Below are 24,418 nucleotides of genomic sequence, written 5' to 3'. Positions count from 1 at the left end.
GAGCCTGTCGAAACCTACTGCTCAACTAGCGAGGTTTGCGACGCCCGGGTAGAGCGGGTGGGCTTTGGCGAGGGCGTCGACGCGGTGACGCAGGCCGGAAAGGTCTGTGTCGGCGTCGGCCGTTAATGCCTCGGCGATGATGTCAGCAACCTCACGGAAGGCCTCTTCGCCGAAGCCGCGGGTGGCCAGAGCGGGGGTGCCGATCCGCAGGCCGGAGGTGACCATGGGCGGGCGGGGGTCGAACGGGACGGCGTTGCGGTTGACCGTGATGTCGATGGCTGCGAGCCGGTCCTCGGCCTGCTGGCCGTCGAGTTCGCAGTTCCGCAGGTCGACGAGGACCAGGTGCACATCGGTGCCGCCGGAGACCACGCTGATGCCCTTGGCGCTGACGTCGGGCTGGACCAGGCGCTCGGCCAGGATCCGGGCGCCGGCCAGGACGCGCTCCTGGCGTTCCTTGAACTCGGCGGACGCGGCGATCTTGAACGCCACAGCCTTGCCGGCGATCACATGCTCCAGCGGGCCGCCCTGCTGGCCCGGGAATACCGCCGAGTTGATCTTCTTGGCGATGCCGGCGTCGTTGGTCAGGATGATGCCGCCGCGCGGACCGGCGAGGGTCTTGTGCGTGGTGGAGGTGGTGACGTGCGCGTGCGGCACCGGCGACGAGTGCAGCCCCGCGGCCACCAGCCCGGCGAAGTGCGCCATGTCCACCATCAGGTAGGCGCCGACGGAGTCGGCGATGCGGCGGAACTCTGCGAAGTCCAGCTGCCGGGCGTAGGCGGACCAGCCTGCCACGATCAGCGCGGGCTTGGTCTCCTGGGCCAGGCGCTCCACCTCGGCCATGTCCACCGTGTGGGTATCTTCGCGGACGCCGTACGGCACCACGTTGTAGAGCTTGCCGGAGAAGTTGATCTTCATGCCGTGGGTGAGGTGGCCGCCGTGGGCCAGGTTCAGGCCCATGATGGTGTCGCCCGGCTTGATCAGCGCGTGCATCACCGAGGCGTTGGCCTGGGCGCCGGAGTGCGGCTGCACGTTGGCGAACTCCGCGCCGAAGAGCGCCTTGATCCGGTCGATGGCGAGCTGTTCGATGACGTCCACGTGCTCGCAGCCGCCGTAGTAGCGCTTGCCCGGGTAGCCCTCGGCGTACTTGTTGGTCAGCACGGAGCCCTGCGCCTGCATTACGGCGACGGCGGTGTGGTTCTCGGAGGCGATCATCTCCAGGCCGTCGCGCTGGCGGGTGAGTTCGTCGTCGATCTTTGCCGCGATCTCCGGGTCCAGGGCGGACAGGTTCGCGTCCAGCGACGGGGAGACTACCTGCTCGAACGCCGCCGTTGTCATGCCCGCGCCGCTCACAGTTCGCCGCCGTTCGCTTCGGCGTACTCTTCAGCGGACATCAGCGGGCCTTCTTCGGTGACGGCCACCTTGAACAGCCAGCCGGCGCCGTACGGATCGTTGTTGATCAGGGCGGGGTCGGAGACCACGTCGTCGTTGATCTCCACCACTTCGCCAGTGACGGGTGCGTAGAGGTCGGAGACCGACTTGGTGGATTCCACCTCGCCGCAGGTCTCCCCCGCGGTCACCGTGGAGCCAACCTCGGGCAGGTCCACGTAAACGATGTCGCCCAGGGCTTCGGCAGCCACAGCGGAGATCCCGACGCCGGTAGGCCCAGACCCGTCAGCAGCAACCCACTCGTGCTCGGCCGAGTATTTAAGTTCAGCAACAACTTTTGCCATGTGTATTTCCTTAGGTAGGTGTGTGAAAAGTGAAAGAGCGTCAGCCCAAACCCCACATCAAGTGAGAGAGCGTTTGGTCAAAACCCGCATCAAGTGAGAGAGCGTTCCGTTAAACCCTGCGAAAAGTGATGCAGCGTCGGGGGTACCAATGGGGACGACGGGGCTGGCATCCGGCAGCGTGCTCCCCACCGTCTCCCTAGCCTCGCAAGCTCGGCCAGGGAACCCTGACGGCGTGGGCCCAAGCACGCGTGAGAGGTCGGGCCCGGCGTCACGCAAGAGCGTTACTTCTGGCGTTTGTAGAACGGGAGCTCTACTACTTCGAACGGCTCTGCCTTGCCGCGGAGGTCGATGTCCAGGGCGGTGCCTGGTGTGGAGTGTTCGACGTCGATGTAGGCCAGGGCGATCGGGTAACCGAGGGTAGGACTCGGCTGGCCTGAGGTCACCTCGCCCACCACGTTGCCGTCCTTGAGGACTGGGTAGTGGCTGCGGCCGGCGCGGCGGCCCAGGCCTTTGAGTCCCACGAGCTTGCGGCCGGAGGTGGAACCGGCCCCCAGTTCCTTGAGCTCCGCCAGCACGGCCCTGCCCACGAAGTCCGATTCCTTCTTGAGCGATACAACAGGACCCAGTCCGGCGGCGTAGGGGTTTCCTTCGCGGGAGAGTTCGTTGCCGTAGAGCGGCATGCCGGCTTCGAGGCGGAGCGAGTCCCGGCAGGCCAGGCCGGCGGGGATGAGCCCCTGGTCCGAGCCGGCTTCCAGCAGGGCATCCCACAGGCCGGCGGCGTCCTCGTTCGGGATGTAGATTTCGAACCCGTCCTCGCCGGTGTAACCGGTGCGGGCGAGCAGCAGTTCCTGGACAGTACCGTTGACGGCGATGCCTACCTCAACGGCCGCGTAGTACTTCAGCTCGGTTACCAAGGAGTGCTGCTCGGCCGGGACCAGCTTCAGCAGGATCGCTTCGGCGTTCGGCCCCTGGATGGCGATCAGCGACGTCTGGGCGGACACGTCCTCTACGCGGACGTCGAAGTTGGCAGCACGCTCGGCCAGTGCCGCGGCAACCACCGCAGCGTTGCCGGCGTTGGGGACCACCAGGTACTTCTGCTCCCCGCGGCGGTACGTGATGAGGTCATCGATGATGCCGCCGTCTTCCTGGCAGATCAGCGAGTACTTGGCTTTGCCCACGGCCACGGCGGACAGTTTGCCCGTCAGCGCGTAGTCCAGAAAGGCTGCGGCGTCGGGTCCTGTGACCCAGACTTCGCCCATGTGGGAGAGGTCGAACAGGCCGGCGGCGTTGCGCACGGCGTGGTGTTCGGCCAGTTCGGAGCTGTACTTCAGGGGCATCTGCCAGCCGCCGAAGTCGGTGAAGGAAGCGCCGGCGATCTTGTGCTGCTCGTACAGCGCAGTGTAGTTCTCAGTCATGGGATCAGCCTTCCAATCCGGTGGTTGAGCTTGTCGAAACCTCGAACTCGGAGAGCGGAGGGCAGGAGCAGACCAGGTTGCGGTCCCCTGCGGCGCCGTCGATGCGGCCCACCGGCGGGAAGTACTTGTCCTGGCGGAGCGAGGCCACAGGGAAAGCGGCCTGCTCGCGCGGGTAGGAACGATCCCAATCAGAGGAGACGACGGCGGCTGCCGTGTGGGGTGCGTTGCGCAGCGGTGAGTTCTCCACCGGGAAGTCGCCGGCGGCCACCTGGTCGATTTCATTGCGGATGATGATCATGGCTTCGATGAAGCGGTCGATCTCCGCGAGGTCCTCGGACTCGGTGGGCTCCACCATCAGCGTGCCGGCCACCGGGAAGGACAGCGTGGGTGCATGGAAACCGAAGTCGATGAGGCGCTTGGCCACGTCCTCGGCCGTGACGCCGGTCTTGGCCGTCAGGTCGCGCAGGTCCAGGATGCACTCGTGCGCCACGAGGCCGCTTTCACCGGTGTAGAGGACCGGGAAGTGCTCGTCCAGCCGGGCGGCAACATAGTTCGCAGCGAGCAGCGCGGACTTGGTGGCCTCGGTGAGGCCTTGGCCGCCCATCAGCTTCACGTACGCCCAGGAAATGGGCAGCACACCGGCGGAACCGAAGCGGGAAGCGGAAATCGCGACGCCGTGACCAGCCGCGGCGTTTTCGGAAGAACCGTTGTTCGCATCCCCCGGCATAAACGGTGCCAAGTGCGCCTTGGCAGCAACAGGTCCGACGCCGGGTCCTCCACCGCCGTGCGGGATGCAGAACGTCTTGTGCAGGTTCAGGTGCGAGACGTCGCCGCCGAACTTGCCCGGCTGCGCCAACCCGACGAGGGCGTTCAGGTTCGCGCCGTCAACGTACACCTGGCCGCCGGCCGCGTGGATCGCATCGCAAACCTCGCGGACGTCGGAATCGTACACACCGTGGGTGGACGGGTAGGTGATCATGATGGCCGAGAGGACGTCCTTGTGGGCCTCGATCTTGGCCTGCAGGTCCGCGTGGTCAATGGTGCCGTCGGCAGCAGTAGCGACGACAACAACCTTCATGCCGGCCAGGACGGCGGAGGCGGCGTTGGTGCCATGCGCCGATGCCGGGATGAGGCAGACGTTGCGCTGCGCTTCGCCGCGGGAGTGGTGGTAGCCGCGGATTGCGAGCAGGCCCGCGAGCTCGCCCTGGGAACCGGCGTTGGGCTGGATGGACACCTGGTCGTAACCGGTGATCTCGGCGAGGTCTGCTTCCAAAACGGAAATCAGTTCACGCCAGCCGACCGTCTGGGAGTCCGGAGCGAACGGGTGGATCGAGGCAAATTCCGGCCAGGAGATGGCTTCCATCTCTGCGGTGGCGTTCAGCTTCATGGTGCAGGAACCCAGCGGGATCATGGTGCGGTCCAGCGCCAGGTCCCGGTCGGAGAGCCGGCGGATGTAACGCAGCAGCTGGGTCTCGGAGCGGTGGGTGTTGAACACCGGGTGCTGCAGGTAGGTGGAGGTGCGCTGCACGGATGCCGGCAGCTCGAAACCCTCGGCAGACGCAATGGGACCGGCACCAAAGGCGACAACAACCGCGGAGAGGACCTCCGGCGTCGTGGTTTCATCGACGGACACGCCAACTGTGTCCGCGTCGATGAGGCGCAGGTTGATGCCGCGGGCTTCGGCGGCGGTGATCACCTTGGCGGCCTTGCCGGGCACGCGGACAGTGATGGTGTCGAAGAAGGTGTCGGATACCAGTTCGCGGCCGGCGATCTGCAGTGTGGTGGCCAGGGCGCGGGCGTTGTTGTGGACGGTTTCGGCGATCGCCTTCAGTCCGTCGGGGCCGTGGTAGACGGCGTAGAAGGACGAGACGATGGCCAGCAGCGCCTGCGCGGTGCAGATGTTTGAGGTGGCCTTCTCGCGGCGGATGTGCTGCTCGCGGGTCTGCAGGGCCAGGCGGTAGGCGGGGACACCGGCGTTGTCCTTGGAAACACCCACGATGCGGCCCGGAAGCGTGCGCTCCATGCCGTCACGGACGGCCATGTACGCGGCGTGCGGTCCCCCAAAGAACAACGGCACGCCGAAGCGCTGGGTGGAGCCGACGGCAATGTCCGCGCCCTGCTCGCCCGGAGGCGTGATCAGGGTGAGGGCCAGGAGATCGGCGGCGACGGTAACCAGCGCGCCGCGGTCCTTGGCCTCGGCGATGACGGCGGTCTGGTCCCAGACGCGGCCGGAAACGCCGGGCTGCTGGAGGACCAGGCCATTGATATCGCCGTCGGGCAGGCCGTCCGTAAGATCGGCGATTTCCACCTCGAAGCCGAGAGCTTCGGCGCGGCCCAGCACGATGGCGATGGTCTGCGGGAGGAGGTCGGCGTCCAGGACGGTCTTGCCGTCCTTGGCCGTTTTGTTCTTGTTGGCCCGGCGCATCAGCAGCACGGCCTCTGCCACGGCGGTGGCTTCGTCCAGCAGGGAGGCGTTGGCCACGGGAAGTGCGGTGAGGTCCTGCACCATGGTCTGGAAGTTCAGCAGCGCCTCGAGCCGGCCCTGCGAGATTTCAGGCTGGTAGGGGGTGTAGGCGGTGTACCAGGCGGGGGCCTCGAGGATGTTTCGGCGGATCACCGGCGGGGTCACAGTGTCGTAGTAGCCCTGGCCGATCATCTGCACGGCCATCTTGTTTTTTCCGGCCAGTTTACGGAGCTCGGCGAGGACCTCGACTTCGCTGAGGGCGCTCTCGAGGGTGAGCGGCTTGTCCTGGCGGATAGAATCCGGGACTGCGCTGTCAACGAGGCCATCGAGGGTGTCGTAGCCGACGGCCTTGAGCATGGTGTCGATGTCGGACTGGCGGCGCGCGCCGATATGGCGGTCTGCGAAGGTGGTGGGGGACGATTGAACCGTCATAAGAGGAACTCCATAATTCAGGTGGTGCCGAAGCACCACGTTGATTCGGGTTCCTCCCCGCTCTGTATTGGACCTGAGAGTTTTGCGTTGTCCTGCTGTTTTGCAGGGCGCCGCTTGCACCGTCGGTGAGCCCGGTTGCCCGGACTGCTTTCCAGAGTTGCCTTGCCGCGGCGGTACGTGGGCCTGAGAGATTCCTGGGGAGGATTTGCTCCTACGGCGCCTGCAGAACGTACCGGCAGGACTCTCCCGCCGCAGATCATCAGCATGTGCCACTGGTGGGTGACACGGCTCACACCTTACCGGAGTCGGGGGCAGGAAGCAAAACGGCGCCTCCCAGCCGGGCGGGCGGACGACGGCGGCACCTCCCGCCGTCGTCCTGACTCCTCCGCGTTAGGGGCGCCGGCGGGGACACCCTTTGGCGGGGCCTGAGACAATGGCCGAATGGAGATCGCCCTGGGACTTCTGGTTCTCGTTGCGGTGGTGTGCGCCGGAAGTGCGCTGGGCCGGAAGCTGAACATTTCGGTGCCGCTGCTGCTGGTGCTGGCGGGAGTGATCGGTTCCTTCCTCCCGTTTGTTCCGGACATTGAACTGAACCCCGAGCTGGTCCTCGTGGGCCTGCTGCCGCCGCTGCTGTACGCCGCGGCGCTGCGGACGTCCCTGTTCGATTTCGGTTCCAACCGCCGCGCCATCGGGCTGCTATCGGTGGGCTATGTCATCTTCGGGACCATCACGGTGGGACTGGTGGTCTGGTGGCTGTTTCCGGAGATTCCGCTGGCCGCAGCGATCGCCCTGGGTGCGGTGCTGGCGCCGCCGGATGCGGTGGCTGCCACATCCATCGCCCGGAAGGTGGGGATGCCGCGCAGGATTGTCACCATCCTGGAAGGTGAATCCCTGGTCAACGACGCCACCGCGTTGATCTGCCTCCGGGCAGCGATCGCTGCCATCTCCGGGTCCGTGTCCGCGGCCGGGATCGCCGGAGACTTCCTGCTCGCCGTGGGCGGCGGTCTGGTGGCGGGCCTGGCCGCGGCCTATGTGCTGACCATGCTGCGCAAACGCATCCGGAACGTCGCGATCAACACTTCCACGTCCCTGGCCGCCCCCTTTGTGGCGTACCTGCCGGCGGAGGCCATCCACGCCTCCGGCGTGCTCGCCGTCGTCGTTACTGGCTTGGTGATGGGCACAAAGGCGCCGTCCATGCCCAACGGTGCCGCCCGGCTGAGCCAGCGCAGCAACTGGAACACCGTGCAGTTCCTGCTGGAAAACTCGGTGTTCCTGCTGATCGGGCTCCAGGTCCGGACCATCATCGAGGGCGTCCAGGACGATTCCCTGGGTGCTGGCCGGATCTGGGCTGGTTGCGCCCTGATCCTGCTGGCGGTGCTGGTACTCCGGCCGGTGTGGGTGTTCCCGGCCACCTACCTCCCCCGCCTGATTCCTGCCGTGCGGCGCAGCGACCCGTCGCCGCCCTGGCAGTTCCCGGCGATCGTCTCGTGGGCCGGGATGCGTGGGGTGGTCACCCTCGCCGCGGTGCTGGTGCTGCCCGAGGACCTGGAGCACCGTTCAGTGCTGATCCTCGCTGCCCTTGTGGTGGTGGGCGGCACGCTGACGCTGCAAGGCTTCACCCTCCCGGCGCTGGTCCGGCTGCTGCGGGTCCAGGGCCCAGACCAGCGCGAGGATGCGTTGAACAAGGCATCGCTGATGCAGCTCGCCACCGCTGCCGGCGTGACCCGGCTGCAGGAATTGCGGACGGACGACGACCCGCCGGAGGTGGTGGCAATGCTGAAGCGGCGCACGCAGGAGCGCGGGCTGGCGGCGTGGGAACGGCTGGGCCGGCCGTCGGCGGAGACAGCCACCCCCAGTGAGCGTTATGCCCGGCTGCGGCTTGCCATGCTGGAGGCCGAACGGGCCAAGGTGCTGGAGCTGCGGCGCGGCGGCGAGTACGCGCAGGAGGTCCTCAGCGATGTCCTGGAGCGGCTGGATGTTGAGGAATCGATGCTGGACGTGGCGCTGGACGAGGTGGATGCGTCCGGCGAGGGCGGCGGCGAAGGCATCGCGAGGCCCGGCGGTGTATGCGGGCACCTCGAGCAGGCCCGGCCCCTTGAGGCGCCGCGGAACGCATTCTGCACTGACTGCCTGCGGGAAGGAACCACTACTGTGCACCTGCGGATGTGCCTGGCTTGCGGGCAAGTGGGGTGCTGCGACTCCTCGCCCGGAACGCACGCGTCAAGGCATTTCCAAGCTACCGGGCACCCTGTCATGCGCAGCATCGAGCCGGGCGAGGACTGGCGCTGGTGCTATCAGGACGACCTGCTGGGGTGATGGCCCGCTGACGTGCGGCCTGCTCCCGTGAGGGGACGACGGCGGGAAGGTCCCGCCGTCGTCCGGTCACCTGAAGTTTCAATGGGCTAAGCCCCGGGCAATTGGATTACGCCGAGCTGCTGCATCAGCCCAAGATCGTCCCGGTCAGACCAGTGCTCCACGATCTTTCCATTCTGGATCCGATGGATGGCCACTGCAGTCTCCCTCAGCTGGGCGCCGGTGGGAGGCAGCGGTCCGGGAAGCTCGCCCACATGCCGCCCGGTAGCTGTCAGCCTGGTCACCACCTTGTCCCCTTCTGCAACCTGGTCCTCAATCTCGTGGACGCCAGGCGTAGCCGAAAGAAAGATGCGGAAGGCCTGCTTCAGTCCTTCGCGTCCTGCCGGCAGTCCAGGAAAAGGCGGGTGATGGTCGAGATAATCTTCCGCCACCAGGTCATCCATCGCGTCGATATTCCCGGCGTCGATCTCGGCGTAGAAGCGGCGCACGAGCTCTTTATTGTCGTCAGTTCCCACGGCAGGCCTCCCCTTAGTACACGGCGTTTCGCGCTCGGATGGGATCAGGTGTCGCCGTTACAAGCGTGCCGTGGAGGGCAATTCTAAGTCCCCTATCGGCACTCCGGTAGAAGGTCAGGAGACGCCGGCGAGGACTCCGTCAATCTGTTCCAGCAGTCCGGGCCAGCCGTTGCCCATGCCTTCAATGGCCTGCTTGCCCATAGGGGTGTCGAGGCGGAAGCCTGCGTGTTCATGGTGGAGGATGGTGCCGCCGTCCACCGGCTCGAGCCGCCAGGTGATGGTGGTATCCAGCATTCCTTCCGAGAAGAGGAAGCTGATGGAAGTGCCGGGATCCACGGCGAGGACTTCACATTGCTGCTGGCCCCATGAGCCCATGTCCATGGTGAAGCGGTGGCCGACGACCGGCGCGATATCACCCGGCGCCCACCAGCGGGCCAGCAGTTCCGGGGTAGTCAGTGCGGCCCACACGGATTCCGCGGGGTGCGGATAGCGGCGCTCGAGCCGGATGGCGTTCTCGGTCATGACGGTTTCTCCTCGTCCAGAAGTTCTGCCAGCGCGTCGAGGCGCCGGTTCCAGTAGTGCTCGAAGTGCTTCACCCAACCGCCGATATCAGCGAGGCCTTGCGGCTGGAGGTGGTACAGCCGGTTGCGGCCGCGCCGTTCTTCCCTGACCAGCCCGGCCTCCCGGAGGACGGCGAGGTGCTCAGAGGCCGCCGAGCGGCTGAGGTTCAACAGCCCGGTGAGCTCGCCCGCTGTCCGGGGACCCTGGCGCAGCTCGTCGAGGATGACGCGCCTGGCCGGGTTGGAGACAGCGCCGAACACATCAGGAAGCACAGGATCAGTATATGTCGGAAATTTCCGACATATCTAGCTGGGACTTCTCCGGCCGATCCGGTGCCCTGCCCAGAAGGCGAGCAGGAGCAGCCCCACCACGGTGATTGCCACGCCGATCTGGGTTCCTTGGGTTATCAGGACAGCGCCGTTGGCACTGAACGGCGTCTTGCTGAGCGGTGCATACGCGAACCAGCCCACGTAATCCCTGTTCAGGAAGGCGATGAGCCCGCCTCCCAGCACCGCGGCGAAGCCTGCAAGAGGCACGACGGCGGCACGGACTTTGACTCTTTTTGGCGTGTTTGGCTGCTCGGCAGCATTGTTTTCCCCCATGGAAGCGAGTCTAGCCGGGCCGCAGCAGCCGGGATTAGGCTGGGCGGATGTTGACTATCGGAACTATTGTGCTCGGCGTCAACGACGTTGCCGCCGCCACCGATTTCTGGCACGAAGCCCTGGGCTATGTCCCAAGGGAGCAAGGTGACGAGACGTGGGTGACCCTTGCGCCGGCGTCGGGACCTGGAGCGCAGCTGTCACTGATGCGGAGCGAGACGCCGGTCCACGAACATCCCCGGATCCATCTGGATTTGTATGCGGATGACCAGAGCGCGGAGGTGGAACGGCTGGTCTCGCTCGGCGCCCAGCGCGTGGACTGGGACCTGTATCCGGAAGACCCCGACTACATCGTGCTCGCTGATCCTGACGGGAACAGGTTCTGCGTCATCGACAAAAGCCCGCGGTAGCGGAATTCAGCCGCAGAATAACGGCAAACTCAACAGAACTTGTTGCTCCAACTTTCCCTCTTCCTACGCTACGGTTGGCACCATCGGCGATTTTTCAAGGGGGAAAAATGGAGTTAGCGGAAAAGCTTTCAGCGTTGGCAGCAAAGGTACGCCAGCAGCGGGGAGTCATTCAGACTGAAGAGGCCACTAAGAACGCGTTCGTGATGCCCTTCATCTCAACCATTCTTGGGTACGACGTCTTCAACCCGATGGAAGTGGTTCCTGAGTTCATCGCTGACGTGGGGCTGAAAAAGGGCGAGAAGATTGACTACGCGATCGTCAAAGATGGTGAAGTTCAAATTCTTATTGAGTGCAAGAAATCCACTGAGCCCGTGAAGATCGAGCATGCGTCCCAGCTGTTCCGCTACTTTGCTGTGACGAACGCGCGCATCGCGATCCTGACGAATGGCGAGGTCTACCAGTTCTTCACCGATCTTGACGCTCCTAATCGAATGGACGCCAAGCCGTTCTTGGTCTTGGACTTGAATGACCTCGACGAGTCGCTGATCCCGGAGCTCCAAAAGCTGTCCAAGGACGTTTTTGACCTCGACTCGATCATTAGCGCCGCCGGTGAGCTGAAGTACATCGGTGAATTGAAGCGGACCCTGGCGGCACAATTCAAAGAACCCGAGGATGAATGGATCAAGTTCCTGACAGGCCGCGTCTATTCAGGCCCATACACGCAAAAAGTACGCGAGCAATTCACGTCACTCGTAACTAAGGCGTCCAAGCAGTTCCTTAACGACCAAGTCAACGAGCGTCTCAAGAAAGCTTTGGGAGCTCCCGGGTTCCCGCAAACGGAAGACATAACGGCGGCAGCTACAGTGACCAGCGCACCGGTGGCTGAAGCAGATCTGGCCGAGGCCGACGGGCTGGAGACCACCCTGGAGGAGATCGAGGGTTACCAGATCGTCCGCGCCATCGTCTGCAGTGAGGTCAAACCAGCCCGCGTCGTTCAGCGTGATGCCAAGTCCTATTTCGCGGTGCTGCTGGACGACAATAACCGGAAGCCGATCGCGCGGCTGCATTTCAACAGAACGCAAAAATACATTGGGATCTTCGACGAGAACAAGGAAGAAACGCGAGTTCCCATTGCGTCTCTCGAGGAGATTTACGAGCATACCGAAGCACTCAGGGCCAGCGTGAAGAGTTACCTTGGCACCCCGACGGGAAACTCGAGCAACTGAAACTTCCGGATCACGGCGGCGGCCGGTTGAACGAGACGCCGTTTCGACGCTGGCGTTCGGGAACATTCCTGCCCGCCATGCCGTTGGTATCCCTACGACGCACGCCGTCTTTCAACGCGGCGGCGCTTACGGAAGGGAACACATGGCCAGGGCTATCTGGAACGGAAAAGTCATCGCCGAATCCACGGACACCGTGGTGGTGGAAGGCAACCACTACTTCCCGCGCGAAGCCGTCAACGCCGACTACCTCAGGGACAGCGACTTCCACTCCATCTGCCCCTGGAAAGGCAAGGCCAGCTATCACACACTCGAAGTGGACGGAAAGCTGAACATGGACGCCGCCTGGTACTACCCGGAAACAAAGCCGCGGGCAAAACAGATCGAGGACCGGATCGCGTTCTGGCGCGGGGTCACCATCGAGGCTTAAGAACAGGCAACGGACGACGGCGGAACCTCCCGCCGTCGTCAGCTCAAGTAGGCCACCATGGTGATTGTGGATGCACAGCAGCTTTTCCCCGGCGCGCTCACGGAGATCTATGACGCGCTTTCAGCGCGGATGTCCGGGCTGGGTGACGACATCGTTGAAGAGTTTTCAAGAACCCAGGTAAGTTACGGGGCGGCGCGTAAGTTCACGTGGCTCACCCCCATTTCGAAGAGCAAAGCGCTCCTGACCATGGACATGTGGGATGAGCACTATGCCGCGTTCGTCCGTAATGTCATCCCGTTTCGTCACGACAAGTACACCCACCAGGTGGAAGTGCGCACCCCAGCCGACGTTGAGTCTGTTGCCGCCCTGGGCTGGTTTGAAGATTCAGCCGCGTGGGGCCGGAAGCAACGCTGACCAGTGGGCTGCTTCGTAAGCGCCGGCATCGTCGCTTTCCTCAAATTGATTGGCTCAGCTCCAGCTATGAGCCGACGATGACGTACTCGCCATTGAGCTCCTCGACCAGGCGTCCGATGTCCCTCGTTGACGGTTGGCCGGTGGCTATTTCAGTGAAGTCGACAACCATCCAATTCTTCCCATGGACTAGATGGATTTTGCCTTGGTTGGAGTCAGACAAGATCTGGTAGGTTTCGCGAAATGCTTTCTCATCTGCAAAAAGGTCTATCTGGACCTTTTCAAAGCACAATTTCTGCGCCGAGGCCAGCCTGATGCCATCGCCCATTGGCACAATTGGATCACCAACAGGATCAGCTTCGCAGGCCAGGACGTCATTGACGACGGTGTAAGCCTCATCCATGGAGCTGAATCCTTGTAAGTTCTCACCTCCCGGTTGCTCTTTGGCGCCACATCCCGCGACCGGAACGGCCACAAGAAAAGCAACCATTGCAATATTCGGCAAACACCTGTTCTTGGCCACTTTTACCCCCCGGTTATTTATCGCACTATTCCATATGCATGAGGAACCCAATAGCCCTTTCTGGTCCGCCGGGGGTGCGGTATTTATCGCTGTAGGCCGAGAGTGGCGATCAGGTCCTCGTGGAACTCGAACCAAATGCGATGAAAGGAATCACGGTCTGTGGCGATTAGCCAGGTTGTTTCCGTGGCTGCCTTTGCCACCGCCTGATCGAGGCGTTGCGCGTATCCGCCGAACCGCGGCAACGCTCCAGCCAGACGGGTTTCCAGGCCACGGAAGGGTGCCACGGCGTCGGTAAAGGTTTGATGCGTCTGGTGGTCCATCCCGTCATTTTGCTGGTTCTCCCGGGAGAGCCGGTCGAGCTGAAGCCAGCTGCAGGCGGCGACGATATCCGTGTTCAGGGGCACAAACTCCGAATGCACGGAGGTGACCGCGGCACGTGCATCCGCCGCTTCAAGTTCCCCGGCCAGGAGCCGTTCGTTTTCCGTCCTTCCGGCGACAGTCAGGGACCATCCCCGCGAGCCGCCGAACGAGGAGCGTGCGGCCCACCCCTTGGAGCCGGCTTCAATGAGAAGAGATTCGACTTGTTGGGAATCCTGGCCGAACCTTTTTGCCACTGCCTCAGTGTCGGCGAAGCCGAGGAGCCGGATGGAGTGGAGGGTGAGCAGCATTGTTGACTGGTTCGAGCTCATCACGGAACCTTTGGCGGCGCTTCGGTGACGGTTCCCTGGGTTCCGTCGACCACGACAGTGGTTCCGGCCGGGAAAAGGTGGAGGGCGCCGGCTACCCCTAAAACAGCCGGAATGCCATATTCGCGAGCCACGATAGCGGCGTGCGAAAGCATGCCGCCTGTTTCCGTGACGATTGCAGCGGCCAGCCCGAATAGCGGTGTCCAGGCAGGGTCAGTGGTCCGGCAGACAAGGATATCGCCGGGCATCACTGTCGAAAATTCATCCACGCTATGCACCGTCCTAGCCGTACCGCAGGCAGTCCCGGGGCTGGCGCCGGTTCCAATGGAAGTCATCAACCAAAATTACCGTGTCGCGCCGGGCAGCGCCGGGAGGTAGTTGCTTCTGTAATTTGCGAGCGCATCAGCAAGCATCCGGTGGCCTTGTTTCTCGAACTCGTGGTCGCCGAACTGGAAAGCCCAGGCGGCGGTGGCGACGGCTTCACGCAGCAGCGTTATATTCCAGAGTCTGCTCTCTCGCGGATCTGAACCATATCCCTCAAAGAAGGCCGCCTCCAGCTCGGGACGGGTCCGCCATTGCTGCACAGCCAGGCGGCAGAAATCGCTGATGGCCGGTCTGAATTCAAACCGGCCGAAGTCTATGACTCTTAACTCAGCCCGGTTCATGAGCCAGTTGCGTGGCTGCCAGTCTCCATGGGTCGGCACCACCGGCACCGGTTCCGGCCGGTATGCGGCGAGTACGCCCCGCACTTTCCCTGCCACAGATTCTTCAATGCGGTGGGGCGTCTCCAGCCAGGCCATCGCTTTCTCCGTAGCTGCCGCCTCATACCGCGAGTCAGTCCGAACGGTTTGGGCCTGGAACTCATGCAGAAGCTGCCCGGCTTGCAGGTAAGTGCCGCTCTCATATTCAGCTGCGCTTCCCTCCACCAGGTAACCCTCCAGATACTCCGTTATCAGGAGGTTCAAGGAAGGGTTGGCGTGCACGAGTCTGGGTGCCCGCTCCTGGCGGGCCCAGGCTTCTGTCCAGGCCTCATGAGCGTCTAGTTCACGCCGCATGTGACGATTGGAAGGTCCCGCTGCCTTGATGACGTACCTACCCTGTCCGTGCGCCACTTCAAGCACAGCGGTATCCACGAGATTCCAGGAAAGATCATTGAGGAATCGAACGCCCGGGAGCCGGGTTTCCACGAACTCGGCTTGTCCGGCACTAAGCCGGTTCCGGTGCCAGGATTCCATCCCAGCAGACTAACGCGTCCGCGCCGGATCTTTCCCTGGCAGTTGCCGTCATGGTTCCGACCTCGCTCAAGGTGCCTCGCTGCCCCAGCGTGCCAGCGCGTCGATCGCCTCGCGCAAGGCGAGCCCGCGATCGGTCAGCGCGTAGGCCCGGGTGTTGTGCCGGAGGGGCAGGCGGGACAGTACGCCGGCAGCCTCGAGCTCGCGCAGGCGGGTCGCAAGCATGTTGGTCGGCACTCCGAGGTCGCGCTGCAGATCGCCGTAGCGCTGTGGCCCGTCGAGCAGCCGCTCCACGAGGAGCAGGGCCCACCGCGATCCGACGATGTCGAGGGCCGCGGCGAGGTTGCTCACGCGGTCGGATCGGTGTCCGGCTTCATCCAAAACGGCGAGTAGTGGTAGCCGTCGGGGTCGTCGAATTGGCGCTGGTACATGAAGGGGTAGTCGTCGGTGTCACCGATCCGCCCGCCGGCGGCGCCGGCGCGTTCGGTGAGCTCATCGACCGCCTCGCGGGTGCCGAGGTCGAATGAGACCGTGACTTTCGAGGGGGTGTCGGGTCCGCCGACCAGCTCCTCGGCGCCGCCGATGCTCGCGTACATCTCGCGGCTGCCGAGCATGACGTACTGCTCGGGCGCGATCTCGAAGCATGACACGTTGTGATCGGACATCTTGGCGTTGAGGGTCCAGCCGAGGGCGGTATAGAAGGCGGTGGCGCGCTCAACATTCTCTACGGGGCAAGTGATGAAAAGGCTCATGACGCCATACTTGCAAAATGCAAGTATGGCGTCAAGCCCTCGGCAGCGGGGGATTGCAATGAGTCGAAACAGATTTCCGTACAACTCTTCATTGTCAAGGGTTCTGTGGCGGAGGAGACTTGGGGCGACGGCATACCATCAGGGGCCGCCCGCGGGGCCACCCGGCCGCAGGGCCTCACAGCACTCTGTAGCGGCCTGGTGGATCGATGAGCTCCATGACACCTCTCGAAAAGGCCGCTCAGCGTTCGCGCCATCTCGTGTCCTTGGTGGCTATCGCACTGATTGGATGTCTCGGCGGGTGCGAGTATGAATCCAACGACGTCTCCCTCCCGTCGGCCAGTTCTCCCACTACGGAGGCTCGCACTGTCCCACCGCCGCCGGAGCGTGGCGACACTCGCACGACCCCACTGCTGCCGGAGAATGGCGCCATCGACGCCGGCACATACCTCGTCCTCGCCCCTGGCTACACGGCGCCATTCGAGATCACTGTCCCAGACGGCTGGTCGAGTGAAAGCGGTGACACCCTGGGCAAGAACGACCCGGATCATCCGGGGGACGCGGCCGTCTACGTGGCTTGGTGGCCCGTCGACCATGTGCCGACGGACGCCTGCGAGTGGGTGGGCACCCTCGCCGAGGTCGATCCGTCGCCTTTGGCCTTCGTTGACGCCATGGCCGCGCAGAAGTCCACCGTGAGTACCCCCGCCGTCAAGGTCATGGTGGGCGACTACTCCGGTTTCGAGTTCGACCACTCGGTCGAGGGCGACGTGGAGATCACAGCCTGCGATGGCAAAAGGCTCTGCATCCACTCATCATCCGCATACGAATGCGGACGCTGGTACTCGACTCAGAATGAACGCGAAACCTACCGCGTGGTCGACCTGAACGGCCAGCGCGCGGTGATCTGGGTGGCCCAGTACCGCCCACCCATCAATCCGGAGCTGACGAGAGAGGCACGAGCCGTCTTCGACTCGATCGTGTTCAAGTCCGACAAGTGACCAGCTGATGCGATAGGCGATCCCGCCCGCGGACGCCGACTCCTTCCCTGAACCCACCTCGGTGTCTTGTAGCCTCAATGCCTCGAAACCCTTGGATTTCGCAACACTGAGGCTACAAGACAAATCAAGTTGAATTGGGGGAAAAATTCGGGTGCCTGCAAGAGGACCTTTCCCATGCGCTGCATTGCTCGGCGTAATGGTCAACGAGCCGTCGATGTGTCCTGACCGGTGACTTTTCCGCGCCGTGCTGGTCTGTACAACCGATACCGCCTCACGGGAGACTGACGCCATGCGCACCCTGGCCTTCGGCATGAACGTGAGCGTGGACGGCTATATCGCCGCGCCCGGCGATGACCTCGGCTGGAGCGTGCCCAGTGACGAGCTGTTCCAATGGTGGTCCGACCGGGTGGGGACCACGGGCCTGGCGCTGTACGGGCGAAGGCTGTGGGAGACCATGAGCTCCCACTGGCCGACGGCGGACCAGCAGCCTGGCGCCACACCCGCCCAGATCGAGTACGCCCGCCGCTGGCGGGACATGCCGAAAATGGTGTTTTCCTCGACAACCGGCACTGTCGACTGGAACACCAGTGTGGTCACCGGCGACGCGGTTACCAAGATCACGCGGCTCAAGGCCGACGACGGCGACTCCATGGACATCGGCGGCGCCACACTCGCCGCGGCGGCCATGCGGGCCGGGCTGATCGATGAGTACTTGATCGTCACCCATCCGGTACTCGTGGGCGCCGGTACGCCGTTCTTCACAGCCTTGGACAACTGGGTGAACCTGAGCCTCGTCGAGACACGGACCTTCCCCGACGGTGTACTCATGACGAGGTATGTGACCAGGGGCTGAGTGCCCGGCAGTCCGGCATCAGCCCACTCGAAGCTACGAAGTCCACGTCTGGACCTTTCGATCGCGTTGATCGGCGTTGTAGGGTGACGCCGTGATCGTCCCCGATGTTTCCCAGAATGCCGCCGCGGTCGCGGACCACTACGACGAGCTCGATCCCGTCTATCGACGGGTGTGGGGTGAGCACGTCCACCACGGGCTGTGGGCGACGGGCCGCGAGACGCCCGCCGAGGCGGTCGAGGCGCTGGTCCACGCCGTCGGCGATCGGCTGCGGCTTATGCCCGGGGAGGCATGCGTGGACATCGGCTGCGGCTATGGCTCCACCGCAAGGCAGCTCGCGCTGACACACAAGGTGAGCGTGACCGGGCTGACGCTTTCCGCAGAGCAGGCACGCTACGCCGCAGCGCATCCCGTACCCGGGGTGGATATCCATCTGCGCGACTGGCTCGCCAATGGATTGAGCGACGCCTCGGCCGCTGCCGCGTGGGCGATCGAGTCGAGCGAGCACATGGTCGATAAGCAAGCGTTCTTCGCCGAGGCACACCGCGTACTGGCGCCGGGCGGCCGCCTCGTGGTCTGCGCGTGGCTGGCCGAGACTGGTGCCAGCGGATGGAAGGTTCGCCACCTGCTCGAACCGATTTGCCGCGAAGGGCGCCTGCCCTCCATGGGCATGCGCGAGGACTATGAGGCGATGGCCATGGCGGCCGGTTTCGCAATCGATGACTACGAGGACGTCAGCCAGCGCGTCGCGCGCACCTGGACCATCTGCGCCCGTCGGCTTGTGAAGGCCCTGCTCGTCGATCGCGAGATCCGCCGCCTCGCCCTGGGCGGACGCAACCGCATTTCCGTTCTCAGCTTCCCCCGCCTCATCCTGGCCTACCGCACGGGTGCGATGCGCTACGGGATCTTCACGCTGTCGAAGGCGAGGTAGAACCGGGCGCGAACGCGGCAGAGAAATGCAGCAGGAGCCGGCCCGATCGCAAAGGGACAGCGGACGACGGCGGAGCCTCCCGCCGTCGTCCGCTGCTTCTTGAAGGGCCCTCCATTGCGCCCTCCAAAACCATTCCGGCTAGGCGGCCAAAGGCATGTCGAACAATTGCTCCGCAAGCCGGATCAGGTGGCGCGGAGCGTCGGCGTGCTCCCCTGACTCCGCCTGGCCCAGGAACAACGCCGTCCCGTGGATTGTCGCGTCCACGTCAACGCCGGCTTCGCGGATCAGGACTTCCGCCCGGAGGTTCTCGGCGTATTTGGTCCCCTCGCTGTCCAGGTAGGCATGCCAGCCCGTCCCGGCGATGTGCCCAATGTCCCCCGCCGCCACCCGCAGCAGCGCTGCCCGGTCCAACTCCACGGACAGGATGTGCACGGGGTGGACCAGCGGGGCCGGGACCACCAAGGCCGTGAAGGAAGTGTTCATCGTGTTGTCCTTGACGCTCGATCCGGTGTGCGGCGCCTGACCGCCGCGGGGACGCGGGCAGCCGTTCGGGCTAGGAGTCCCTTGTCCGGCTGCCCGCGGGCTATTTAGCGTTGGTTTTTGCGCGGCTTTGCGAAATTAAGTTCGCTATTCTCGCTTTTAGCCCTTTTGTCGGCCCTTTTTTCGAGAATTGACTTGCCGGCTTTTTTGGCAGGGCCGCTTTTGGGGGATTTTCCGGACATCGGAATCACGCCTTTCTTTGCTTGCGTTACCCAGTACCATACCTACTTTTATTTTTTAAGCCAGTCCTGCAAAAGTTGAGTGGAATCCGCGCGCTTTTTTCGTGCTTTTTCTGCCCGGGCTGCGACCGGGAGACTCCACGACAGGCAACCGCACAGGCTGCCGGGTGGAGGGGCGAGTGGATTCGCTTGCGGGCAGCGTCTAGCGTGAGTTCCATGGCGTCCGATGCTTCAGCTAACTCCAGCGGCAACCCGCTCCTTGTCCTGGGCAAGATCACCTCCATCCTCGATGCGTTCTCGCTCGCCAGGCCGGTTCTGTCACTGAGCGATATCCGCGAGCACACGGGACTGCCCACCTCCACTGTGCAGCGGCTCGTCACCAACCTGACCTCGCAGGGATTCCTGGACCGCGAAGAGGACGCCTACCGGATCGGAATGCGGATGGCGTATTGGGCGGCCCCGGCAACCCGGGGGATGGAAGTGGTGGACATCCTGGGCCCGCTGCTCAAGTCCCTGCGCGACACCACCGGCGAAACAACCTGCTTCTTCAAGTCGGAACAGCACTACCGCGTGTGCGTTGCGATGGCGGAAACGCGCCATGCTCTCCGCCGGGAAATGCATCTGGGCAAAGTGGCACCACTTCACGCGGGATCGGCCGGACGCGTGCTGCTGGCATGGGATCCCGAACTGCTGGAGGCGGTCCTCCGCGACCCGCTACTGCCCATCACCGAGTCCACCATCACCACATCAGAGGAACTCGCCGTTGCCGTCAAGCAGACCCGGCGGGACGGTTTCGCCATCACCGTGGGCGAGCGCGAAGACGGCGCCTCCGGCCTTTCCGCACCGGTCTTCGACTCCGCTGCCGGCCTGGTTGGCGCCGTCACCATCAGCGGGCCCACGCTACGGATGCCGTTGGAGACCTGTGAGGCTTGGGTGGAATCCCTGCTCACTACGGCCGAACATATGACACGGCTGATAGGCGGCCGCTTTCCCGGCGAGGCCTAGACCCGCCAGGAAATCCAAGAAAACCTATTGGACGGCAATGGCCTTTCCGGCAGCCCGCATTGCAGATGCATCGGTGGCAACATGGATTTCCGCGAAATTCTCCGCGTAATTTCCCAAATCATCACACACCGAGCCCACCACGGCGACTAAAGGAATGTTCCGGCCGGAATTCCGGACGCGGTGCAGAATTGCCGAGATGATTTTCCCGTCGCCGGTCTGCGAATCCAGCCGGCCTTCGCCCACCACCACCGCGGTGGCCGTTTGAAGGTAGTCGTCGAAGCCGGCAGCGTCCAGCACCGCATCCGCTCCGGACACAAGATCCGCCCCGAAGTGCGCCCACAGCCCGCCGGACAATCCCCCGGCTGCACCGGTCCGCGGGACACCGGCAGGGTTGCGCGGATACGAGCCGGCAAGGAGGGTCAGCCGTTCTTCCAGCAGTTCCACCGTTGCCTGGTCTGCGCCCTTCTGCGGCCCGAAGACGCGGGCAGCCTCCACAAAGCTGGTGGTGACATCGGACAGGACAGTGATCCTGGCGTCGTGAAGACCGCCCCTTTCGATGATGGCCTGCACTGCCCCGGCGCCGCCGTCGGTGGTGGCTGACCCGCCCGCCGCGACCAGGATGTGGGTGGCGCCGTGGCTGACGGCGGCTGCGATAAGCAGGCCCGTGCCATAGGTACTGGCGGCCAGGGCGTCCGCCGGGCTGCTCCGCCCGGCCGTGAGCCCGCTCACCTGGGCAACTTCAACGACGGCGGTACCGTCGTCAGCCAGCCCCAGGACCGCCTCGAGCGGCTCACCCCAGGAATTGACGACGTCGACACTCACCGGTGAGGCGCGCAGGCTGCGGCAGAGCGCATCAAAGGTTCCCTCACCCCCGTCGGCGACGGGCAGCCGGGCAGCCACTCCCCCGGCGTCCTCGATTCCCGCAGCGATGGCAGCGGCCACCTGTGCGGCTGTGTATGTTCCCTTGAAGCTGTCCGGGGCAACGAGGATGGTCATGCCATAACGAGGGGGTTGACAGGGTGGAGCGGCAGCCGGCCCTCGGCGATGGCGATGGCGTTGAGTGCACTCAGCCGCGCCATTTCGCTGCGCACCCGGACCGTGGCGCTGCCCACGTGCGGCAGCAGGACCGTGTTCGGCAGCTCCGCCAGCCCGGGCGCAAGCTGCGGTTCATCCTCGAACACGTCCAGCCCGGCACCGGCAATAACCCCGGAGCGTAAGGCCGCCACCAGCGCAGCCTCGTCCACCACAGGCCCCCGGGCCGTGTTGATCAGGATCGCATCCGTCTTCATCCGTGCCAGCACTCCCGCGTCCACGAGGTGCCGGGTCTGGTCATTCAGCGGCACATGGAGGGACAGGAAGTCGCTTTGCTCCACGAGTTGATCCCATGGAACCTGCCGGACCTTCCCCGCAAACTCACCCAGTTCCTCGTCATTGACGGGACGGTCTCCGGGCGGCCGGGGCGAGAAGATCACTTCCATGCCGAAACCCAGTGCACGCCGGGCCGTGGCGCGGGCAATCCGGCCGAACCCTGCCAAGCCCAGCACGGCGCCGGAAACATCCCGGCCCAGCAATAGCTCCGGCTCCCAGCCGAGGAACTTGCCGTCGCGGACCAGCCGGTCGGCCTCCACCACGCGCCGCGCGGTGCCGAGGATGAGCAGCATGGCGATGTCCGCCGTCGCATCCGTCAGGACACCGGGCGTGTTCCCCACCAGGATGCCATGGCGGGTGGCGGCGTCCACGTCGATGTTGTTGTAGCCCACGGCGTAGTTGGAGATGCCCTTGACGCGGGCGTTGGCCAGGAGCGGCGCATCCATGACATCGCGCAACTGGGTGAGGACCACGTCAAAATCCCCGGATGCGCACAGGCCCACCAGCGTTTGGTAGGAGGGCGGTTCCGGGAGGACCGTGACCTGTCCGGCGTCGGAGAGGAGTTGCATTCCGGGTTCCGGGATGGCCGTGGTGACCAGGAAATGGCTCCCCATGCTCAGTTCCCGGAGCGGTCGGCGGCGGCGGACTCTGCCGGCAGGACCCAGTCGAAGGCTTCGGCCCGGGACCTGGCACCCTGCGCTGCCTTGGAGCGGTTGGGTTCGCCCAGTTCTGCCAGCAGCTTCTCGGACAGGACCACGAGGTCCCCGAACTTCTCTGTGGTGAGCCACTCGGGCCGGGTGGCGAACAGGATGTCCTCGCTGGAGGTGTTCCCGCTGGCGCCGGGTGCGAAGGGGCAGCCGCCCAGGCCACCGAGCGCACCGTCCACCATGGCCGCGCCGGCCTGGATGGCGGCGAGGGTGTTGGCTACTCCCAAACCCCAGGTGTCGTGCCCGTGGTACACGATCCTGCGCGCAGGCGATTCCTCCCGGACCCGCGCGATCAGTCCCGAAACCTGGGCCGGGATGGCCTGCCCCAAAGTGTCACAGAGGACGATGTCCGTGGTGCCTTCGGCCCGGAGATCGTTGGCGATGGACAGGATCCGTTCTTCCGGCACGTAGCCTTCAAACGGGCACGTGAAGGTGGTGGCGATGCAGAGCTGGATCTGGCCACCCACCTCCTGCGTGTACTCGATGGCCTGCGGCAGGGCCGCGAGGCTTTCCTCGGTGGTGCGGCCGATATTTGCCTTGTTGTGCGAATCCGATGCCGAGAGGCAGTACTGGAAGTTCCGCGCCCCGGCTGCGGAAGCCTTGGCCACATGACCGGGCGTTGCCACCCAGATCCAGCACTTTTCCAGTTCCTCGGGGGTGAGTGCCTGGACCACTTCCAGCGTGTTGGCCATTGTGGGGACGAGGTCAGCCCGGGCCATGGAGCCCAGCTCGATGGCCGGGACGCCGAGGCGCAGCAGCTCGCGGACGGTTTCGACCTTCCGTTCTGTGGAGAGGAGTTTTCCGGTGAGCTGGAGCCCGTCGCGGAGGGTCACGTCCCGGAGGATGGTGCTTCCCAGGGTGGCGGCGAGGCCGTTTGCGTGGTGGTTCATGGCTGGAGTGCCTCCTCGCGGCCGGAGGCCGCGTTGATCGCTGAGGGGTCCATGTTCAGGAGCCCGGAAAGGATTTCTTCGGTGTTTTCACCCAGGTCCGGCCCGAGGTTCCGGATGGGCAGCGACTGCCCGCCCAGCACGGGAACAATGCCGGGGAATCCTACGCCGGGCAGGATCTCCTCGCCGGTGGACACGTCGAACTTCTGGATCATGTTGCGGGCGGCGTACTGGCTGTCGGTGCTGATGTCCGCAGCTGTGTAGATGGGTCCGGCGGGAACGCCGGCGGCGTCCAGGGCTGCGAGGGCTTCAGCCGCATCCAGTTCCCCGGTCCACGTGCCGATGGCTTCATCCAGCTCCTCGCGCCGGGCCCAGCGGCCGGCGTTGGTCTGCAGTCCCGGATCCGCGGCCAGGTCCGGCCGTCCGATGGTTTCCATGTACCTCTGGTAGATCGAGTCCCCGTTGCCGGCCACCACAATGCTGGCGCCGTCCTTGCAGACGTAGGCGTTGGAGGGTGCGATCCCCTCCATCCGGCCGCCCACCCGCTGGCGGTCCACGCCGTAGGCCTGGTAGTCCGGGATCAGGGATTCCATCATGGAGAACATCGCCTCGTGCAGGGCGACGTCGATGATGCGCTCGGTGAGCGGTACGGCACCAGCCGAGTCCCGCCGTCGTGCTTCCCTTTGGTAAAGGCTCATCATGGAGCCGAAGGCGGCGTACAGGCCGGCGATCGAGTCGCCGATGGAGACGCCCACGCGGACGGGTGCCCGGTCCGGGTCGCCCACGAGGTTGCGGAAGCCGCTGTAGGCTTCGGCGACGGCGGCGAAGCCGGGGCGCTCGGACAGCGGGCCCGTCTGCCCGAAGGCTGAGATCCGGGTGATGATGAGGTCCGGGTTCGCTTCGCTGAGGACCTCGGGTCCCAGGCCCCAGCGTTCCAGCGTGCCGGGCCGGAAGTTTTCGAGCAGGATGTCCGATTTTGCGGCGAGCGCGAGGACGGCCTGCTTGCCGGCCTCGGTGCGGAGGTCCAGCACCACTGACTTTTTGTTGCGGTTGATGGTCCGGTACAGCATGGAGGTATCGCCCTTGTGCAGGCGCCAGTTGCGCAGCTCGTCACCGGTTCCGGGGCGTTCCACCTTGATGACTTCGGCGCCGAAATCCGCCAGCAGCCTGCCGGCCGTAGGAGCGGCAATGTAGTTGCCGAGCTCCAGGACGCGTACTCCCTCCAGGGGCGCGATGGGTGTCTGTGTCACGGGGTTCTTC

28 protein-coding genes and 2 riboswitches are annotated in these 24,418 nt (G+C 64.5%); of the genes, 9 read left to right on the top strand and 19 right to left on the bottom strand.

Annotated elements, in window-relative coordinates; genetic code table 11:
* Positions 1-21: 21 nt before the first annotated feature.
* The 4 genes from glyA to gcvP form a co-directional block, all read right to left on the bottom strand.
* Positions 22-1,335, bottom strand: coding sequence for a serine hydroxymethyltransferase (glyA, locus tag QRN11_RS11405; protein WP_285251046.1), 1,314 nt, complete (start codon positions 1,333-1,335; stop codon positions 22-24).
* Positions 1,336-1,346: 11 nt separating this feature from the next.
* The gene (gene gcvH / locus QRN11_RS11400; RefSeq protein ID WP_285251045.1) at positions 1,347-1,730 is read right to left on the bottom strand and encodes a glycine cleavage system protein GcvH; all 384 of its coding nucleotides are present in this window, start codon (positions 1,728-1,730) and stop codon (positions 1,347-1,349) included.
* Between the two features lie 281 nt (positions 1,731-2,011).
* Complete coding sequence (gcvT, locus tag QRN11_RS11395; RefSeq protein WP_285251044.1) at positions 2,012-3,145, bottom strand: glycine cleavage system aminomethyltransferase GcvT; 1,134 nt, start codon at positions 3,143-3,145, stop codon at positions 2,012-2,014.
* Positions 3,146-3,149: 4 nt separating this feature from the next.
* Positions 3,150-6,041 carry an aminomethyl-transferring glycine dehydrogenase gene (gene gcvP / locus QRN11_RS11390; RefSeq protein ID WP_285251043.1) on the bottom strand — a complete coding sequence of 964 codons (2,892 nt, stop codon included), beginning with the start codon at positions 6,039-6,041 and terminating at the stop codon, positions 3,150-3,152.
* 52 nt (positions 6,042-6,093) lie between these two features.
* Positions 6,094-6,201, bottom strand: a riboswitch (glycine riboswitch).
* Between the two features lies 1 nt (position 6,202).
* Positions 6,203-6,300, bottom strand: a riboswitch (glycine riboswitch).
* A gap of 182 nt (positions 6,301-6,482) precedes the next feature.
* On the opposite strand from gcvP, the gene QRN11_RS11385 reads away from it, so the two are divergent.
* Positions 6,483-8,357, top strand: a complete 1,875-nt coding sequence (locus QRN11_RS11385) for a Na+/H+ antiporter (RefSeq protein WP_285251042.1) — start codon at positions 6,483-6,485, stop codon at positions 8,355-8,357.
* A gap of 86 nt (positions 8,358-8,443) precedes the next feature.
* Here QRN11_RS11385 and QRN11_RS11380 read toward each other — a convergent pair whose 3' ends face one another.
* The 4 genes from QRN11_RS11380 to QRN11_RS11365 all read right to left on the bottom strand — a co-directional run bounded on the left by QRN11_RS11380 (position 8,444) and on the right by QRN11_RS11365 (position 10,032).
* Positions 8,444-8,869 (bottom strand): ester cyclase, encoded by a 426-nt coding sequence (locus tag QRN11_RS11380; RefSeq protein WP_285251041.1) that lies wholly within the window; start codon positions 8,867-8,869, stop codon positions 8,444-8,446.
* Between the two features lie 114 nt (positions 8,870-8,983).
* Positions 8,984-9,391, bottom strand: coding sequence for an SRPBCC family protein (locus QRN11_RS11375; protein WP_285251040.1), 408 nt, complete (start codon positions 9,389-9,391; stop codon positions 8,984-8,986).
* Positions 9,388-9,702: an ArsR/SmtB family transcription factor gene (locus QRN11_RS11370; RefSeq protein WP_091424400.1), complete on the bottom strand. Its 315-nt coding sequence runs from the start codon at positions 9,700-9,702 to the stop codon at positions 9,388-9,390. The genes QRN11_RS11375 and QRN11_RS11370 overlap by 4 nt, the downstream gene beginning before the upstream one ends.
* Positions 9,703-9,735: 33 nt before the next feature.
* Positions 9,736-10,032, bottom strand: a complete 297-nt coding sequence (locus QRN11_RS11365) for a hypothetical protein (protein WP_285251039.1) — start codon at positions 10,030-10,032, stop codon at positions 9,736-9,738.
* Positions 10,033-10,079: 47 nt separating this feature from the next.
* Here QRN11_RS11365 and QRN11_RS11360 point away from each other — a divergent pair, with 47 nt between their 5' ends.
* The 4 genes from QRN11_RS11360 (at position 10,080) to QRN11_RS11345 (ending at position 12,506) form a co-directional block, all read left to right on the top strand.
* Complete coding sequence (locus QRN11_RS11360; RefSeq protein ID WP_285251038.1) at positions 10,080-10,439, top strand: VOC family protein; 360 nt, start codon at positions 10,080-10,082, stop codon at positions 10,437-10,439.
* Between the two features lie 107 nt (positions 10,440-10,546).
* Positions 10,547-11,665, top strand: coding sequence for a type I restriction endonuclease (locus tag QRN11_RS11355; RefSeq protein ID WP_285251037.1), 1,119 nt, complete (start codon positions 10,547-10,549; stop codon positions 11,663-11,665).
* Between the two features lie 142 nt (positions 11,666-11,807).
* Positions 11,808-12,092, top strand: coding sequence for a DUF427 domain-containing protein (locus QRN11_RS11350; RefSeq protein WP_285251036.1), 285 nt, complete (start codon positions 11,808-11,810; stop codon positions 12,090-12,092).
* A 57-nt stretch (positions 12,093-12,149) separates the two neighbouring features.
* Positions 12,150-12,506, top strand: a complete 357-nt coding sequence (locus QRN11_RS11345; protein ID WP_285251035.1) for a DUF5655 domain-containing protein — start codon at positions 12,150-12,152, stop codon at positions 12,504-12,506.
* A gap of 64 nt (positions 12,507-12,570) precedes the next feature.
* Here QRN11_RS11345 and QRN11_RS11340 read toward each other — a convergent pair whose 3' ends face one another.
* The 6 genes from QRN11_RS11340 to QRN11_RS11315 form a co-directional block, all read right to left on the bottom strand.
* Positions 12,571-13,008 carry a hypothetical protein gene (locus QRN11_RS11340; protein WP_285251034.1) on the bottom strand — a complete coding sequence of 146 codons (438 nt, stop codon included), beginning with the start codon at positions 13,006-13,008 and terminating at the stop codon, positions 12,571-12,573.
* Between the two features lie 101 nt (positions 13,009-13,109).
* The gene (locus tag QRN11_RS11335) at positions 13,110-13,715 is read right to left on the bottom strand and encodes a hypothetical protein (protein ID WP_285251033.1); all 606 of its coding nucleotides are present in this window, start codon (positions 13,713-13,715) and stop codon (positions 13,110-13,112) included.
* Positions 13,715-13,981 (bottom strand): PEP-utilizing enzyme, encoded by a 267-nt coding sequence (locus QRN11_RS11330; RefSeq protein WP_285251032.1) that lies wholly within the window; start codon positions 13,979-13,981, stop codon positions 13,715-13,717. The genes QRN11_RS11335 and QRN11_RS11330 overlap by 1 nt, the downstream gene beginning before the upstream one ends.
* A 75-nt stretch (positions 13,982-14,056) precedes the next feature.
* Positions 14,057-14,899, bottom strand: coding sequence for a phosphotransferase family protein (locus QRN11_RS11325; RefSeq protein ID WP_285251031.1), 843 nt, complete (start codon positions 14,897-14,899; stop codon positions 14,057-14,059).
* Positions 14,900-15,013: 114 nt separating this feature from the next.
* On the bottom strand, positions 15,014-15,295 hold the full coding sequence (locus QRN11_RS11320) for a winged helix-turn-helix transcriptional regulator (protein ID WP_285251030.1): 282 nt from the start codon (positions 15,293-15,295) through the stop codon (positions 15,014-15,016).
* Positions 15,292-15,696: a VOC family protein gene (locus tag QRN11_RS11315; RefSeq protein WP_285251029.1), complete on the bottom strand. Its 405-nt coding sequence runs from the start codon at positions 15,694-15,696 to the stop codon at positions 15,292-15,294. The genes QRN11_RS11320 and QRN11_RS11315 overlap by 4 nt, the downstream gene beginning before the upstream one ends.
* A 257-nt stretch (positions 15,697-15,953) precedes the next feature.
* Between QRN11_RS11315 and QRN11_RS11310 the strand changes: the two genes are divergently transcribed.
* From QRN11_RS11310 to QRN11_RS11300, 3 genes are all read left to right on the top strand, one after another.
* Positions 15,954-16,691, top strand: a complete 738-nt coding sequence (locus QRN11_RS11310; protein ID WP_350223981.1) for a hypothetical protein — start codon at positions 15,954-15,956, stop codon at positions 16,689-16,691.
* Positions 16,692-16,980: 289 nt separating this feature from the next.
* Positions 16,981-17,544 (top strand): dihydrofolate reductase family protein, encoded by a 564-nt coding sequence (locus tag QRN11_RS11305; RefSeq protein WP_285251027.1) that lies wholly within the window; start codon positions 16,981-16,983, stop codon positions 17,542-17,544.
* A gap of 91 nt (positions 17,545-17,635) precedes the next feature.
* Positions 17,636-18,472 carry an SAM-dependent methyltransferase gene (locus tag QRN11_RS11300; RefSeq protein ID WP_285251026.1) on the top strand — a complete coding sequence of 279 codons (837 nt, stop codon included), beginning with the start codon at positions 17,636-17,638 and terminating at the stop codon, positions 18,470-18,472.
* Between the two features lie 138 nt (positions 18,473-18,610).
* Here the strand turns inward: QRN11_RS11300 and QRN11_RS11295 are convergent, their stop codons facing one another.
* Positions 18,611-18,955 (bottom strand): hypothetical protein, encoded by a 345-nt coding sequence (locus QRN11_RS11295; protein WP_285251025.1) that lies wholly within the window; start codon positions 18,953-18,955, stop codon positions 18,611-18,613.
* A 452-nt stretch (positions 18,956-19,407) separates the two neighbouring features.
* On the opposite strand from QRN11_RS11295, the gene QRN11_RS11290 reads away from it, so the two are divergent.
* Positions 19,408-20,196, top strand: coding sequence for an IclR family transcriptional regulator (locus QRN11_RS11290; protein ID WP_285251024.1), 789 nt, complete (start codon positions 19,408-19,410; stop codon positions 20,194-20,196).
* A gap of 24 nt (positions 20,197-20,220) precedes the next feature.
* On the opposite strand, the gene QRN11_RS11285 is transcribed toward QRN11_RS11290, so the two are convergent.
* From QRN11_RS11285 to QRN11_RS11270, 4 genes are read right to left on the bottom strand one after another with little or no spacing between them, the layout of a single operon-like run.
* Complete coding sequence (locus tag QRN11_RS11285; protein ID WP_285251023.1) at positions 20,221-21,192, bottom strand: glycerate kinase; 972 nt, start codon at positions 21,190-21,192, stop codon at positions 20,221-20,223.
* Entirely contained in the window at positions 21,189-22,178 is a 990-nt protein-coding gene (locus QRN11_RS11280; RefSeq protein ID WP_285251022.1) for a 2-hydroxyacid dehydrogenase, read from the bottom strand. The genes QRN11_RS11285 and QRN11_RS11280 overlap by 4 nt, the downstream gene beginning before the upstream one ends.
* Before the next feature lie 2 nt (positions 22,179-22,180).
* Positions 22,181-23,161, bottom strand: coding sequence for a hydroxymethylglutaryl-CoA lyase-like TIM-barrel protein (locus QRN11_RS11275; RefSeq protein WP_285251021.1), 981 nt, complete (start codon positions 23,159-23,161; stop codon positions 22,181-22,183).
* Positions 23,158-24,408: a CaiB/BaiF CoA transferase family protein gene (locus QRN11_RS11270; RefSeq protein WP_285251020.1), complete on the bottom strand. Its 1,251-nt coding sequence runs from the start codon at positions 24,406-24,408 to the stop codon at positions 23,158-23,160. The genes QRN11_RS11275 and QRN11_RS11270 overlap by 4 nt, the downstream gene beginning before the upstream one ends.
* Positions 24,409-24,418 lie beyond the last annotated feature (10 nt).

It is taken from the genome of Pseudarthrobacter sp. fls2-241-R2A-168, from assembly GCF_030209335.1.
Lineage (GTDB): Bacteria > Actinomycetota > Actinomycetes > Actinomycetales > Micrococcaceae > Arthrobacter.
This window is presented reverse-complemented; position numbering and strand designations above follow the sequence as displayed.

Bases quoted from the DNA above. Each gene is read 5' to 3' on its own strand.
- glyA (WP_285251046.1), bottom strand. From the start codon at position 1,335: ATGACAACGGCGGCGTTCGAGCAGGTAGTCTCCCCGTCGCTGGACGCG.
- gcvH (WP_285251045.1), bottom strand. From the start codon at position 1,730: ATGGCAAAAGTTGTTGCTGAACTTAAATACTCGGCCGAGCACGAGTGG.
- gcvT (WP_285251044.1), bottom strand. From the start codon at position 3,145: ATGACTGAGAACTACACTGCGCTGTACGAGCAGCACAAGATCGCCGGC.
- gcvP (WP_285251043.1), bottom strand. From the start codon at position 6,041: ATGACGGTTCAATCGTCCCCCACCACCTTCGCAGACCGCCATATCGGC.
- QRN11_RS11385 (WP_285251042.1), top strand. From the start codon at position 6,483: ATGGAGATCGCCCTGGGACTTCTGGTTCTCGTTGCGGTGGTGTGCGCC.
- QRN11_RS11375 (WP_285251040.1), bottom strand. From the start codon at position 9,391: ATGACCGAGAACGCCATCCGGCTCGAGCGCCGCTATCCGCACCCCGCG.
- QRN11_RS11365 (WP_285251039.1), bottom strand. From the start codon at position 10,032: ATGGGGGAAAACAATGCTGCCGAGCAGCCAAACACGCCAAAAAGAGTC.
- QRN11_RS11360 (WP_285251038.1), top strand. From the start codon at position 10,080: ATGTTGACTATCGGAACTATTGTGCTCGGCGTCAACGACGTTGCCGCC.
- QRN11_RS11355 (WP_285251037.1), top strand. From the start codon at position 10,547: ATGGAGTTAGCGGAAAAGCTTTCAGCGTTGGCAGCAAAGGTACGCCAG.
- QRN11_RS11350 (WP_285251036.1), top strand. From the start codon at position 11,808: ATGGCCAGGGCTATCTGGAACGGAAAAGTCATCGCCGAATCCACGGAC.
- QRN11_RS11345 (WP_285251035.1), top strand. From the start codon at position 12,150: ATGGTGATTGTGGATGCACAGCAGCTTTTCCCCGGCGCGCTCACGGAG.
- QRN11_RS11335 (WP_285251033.1), bottom strand. From the start codon at position 13,715: ATGAGCTCGAACCAGTCAACAATGCTGCTCACCCTCCACTCCATCCGG.
- QRN11_RS11315 (WP_285251029.1), bottom strand. From the start codon at position 15,696: ATGAGCCTTTTCATCACTTGCCCCGTAGAGAATGTTGAGCGCGCCACC.
- QRN11_RS11305 (WP_285251027.1), top strand. From the start codon at position 16,981: ATGCGCACCCTGGCCTTCGGCATGAACGTGAGCGTGGACGGCTATATC.
- QRN11_RS11295 (WP_285251025.1), bottom strand. From the start codon at position 18,955: ATGAACACTTCCTTCACGGCCTTGGTGGTCCCGGCCCCGCTGGTCCAC.
- QRN11_RS11290 (WP_285251024.1), top strand. From the start codon at position 19,408: ATGGCGTCCGATGCTTCAGCTAACTCCAGCGGCAACCCGCTCCTTGTC.
- QRN11_RS11285 (WP_285251023.1), bottom strand. From the start codon at position 21,192: ATGACCATCCTCGTTGCCCCGGACAGCTTCAAGGGAACATACACAGCC.
- QRN11_RS11280 (WP_285251022.1), bottom strand. From the start codon at position 22,178: ATGGGGAGCCATTTCCTGGTCACCACGGCCATCCCGGAACCCGGAATG.
- QRN11_RS11275 (WP_285251021.1), bottom strand. From the start codon at position 23,161: ATGAACCACCACGCAAACGGCCTCGCCGCCACCCTGGGAAGCACCATC.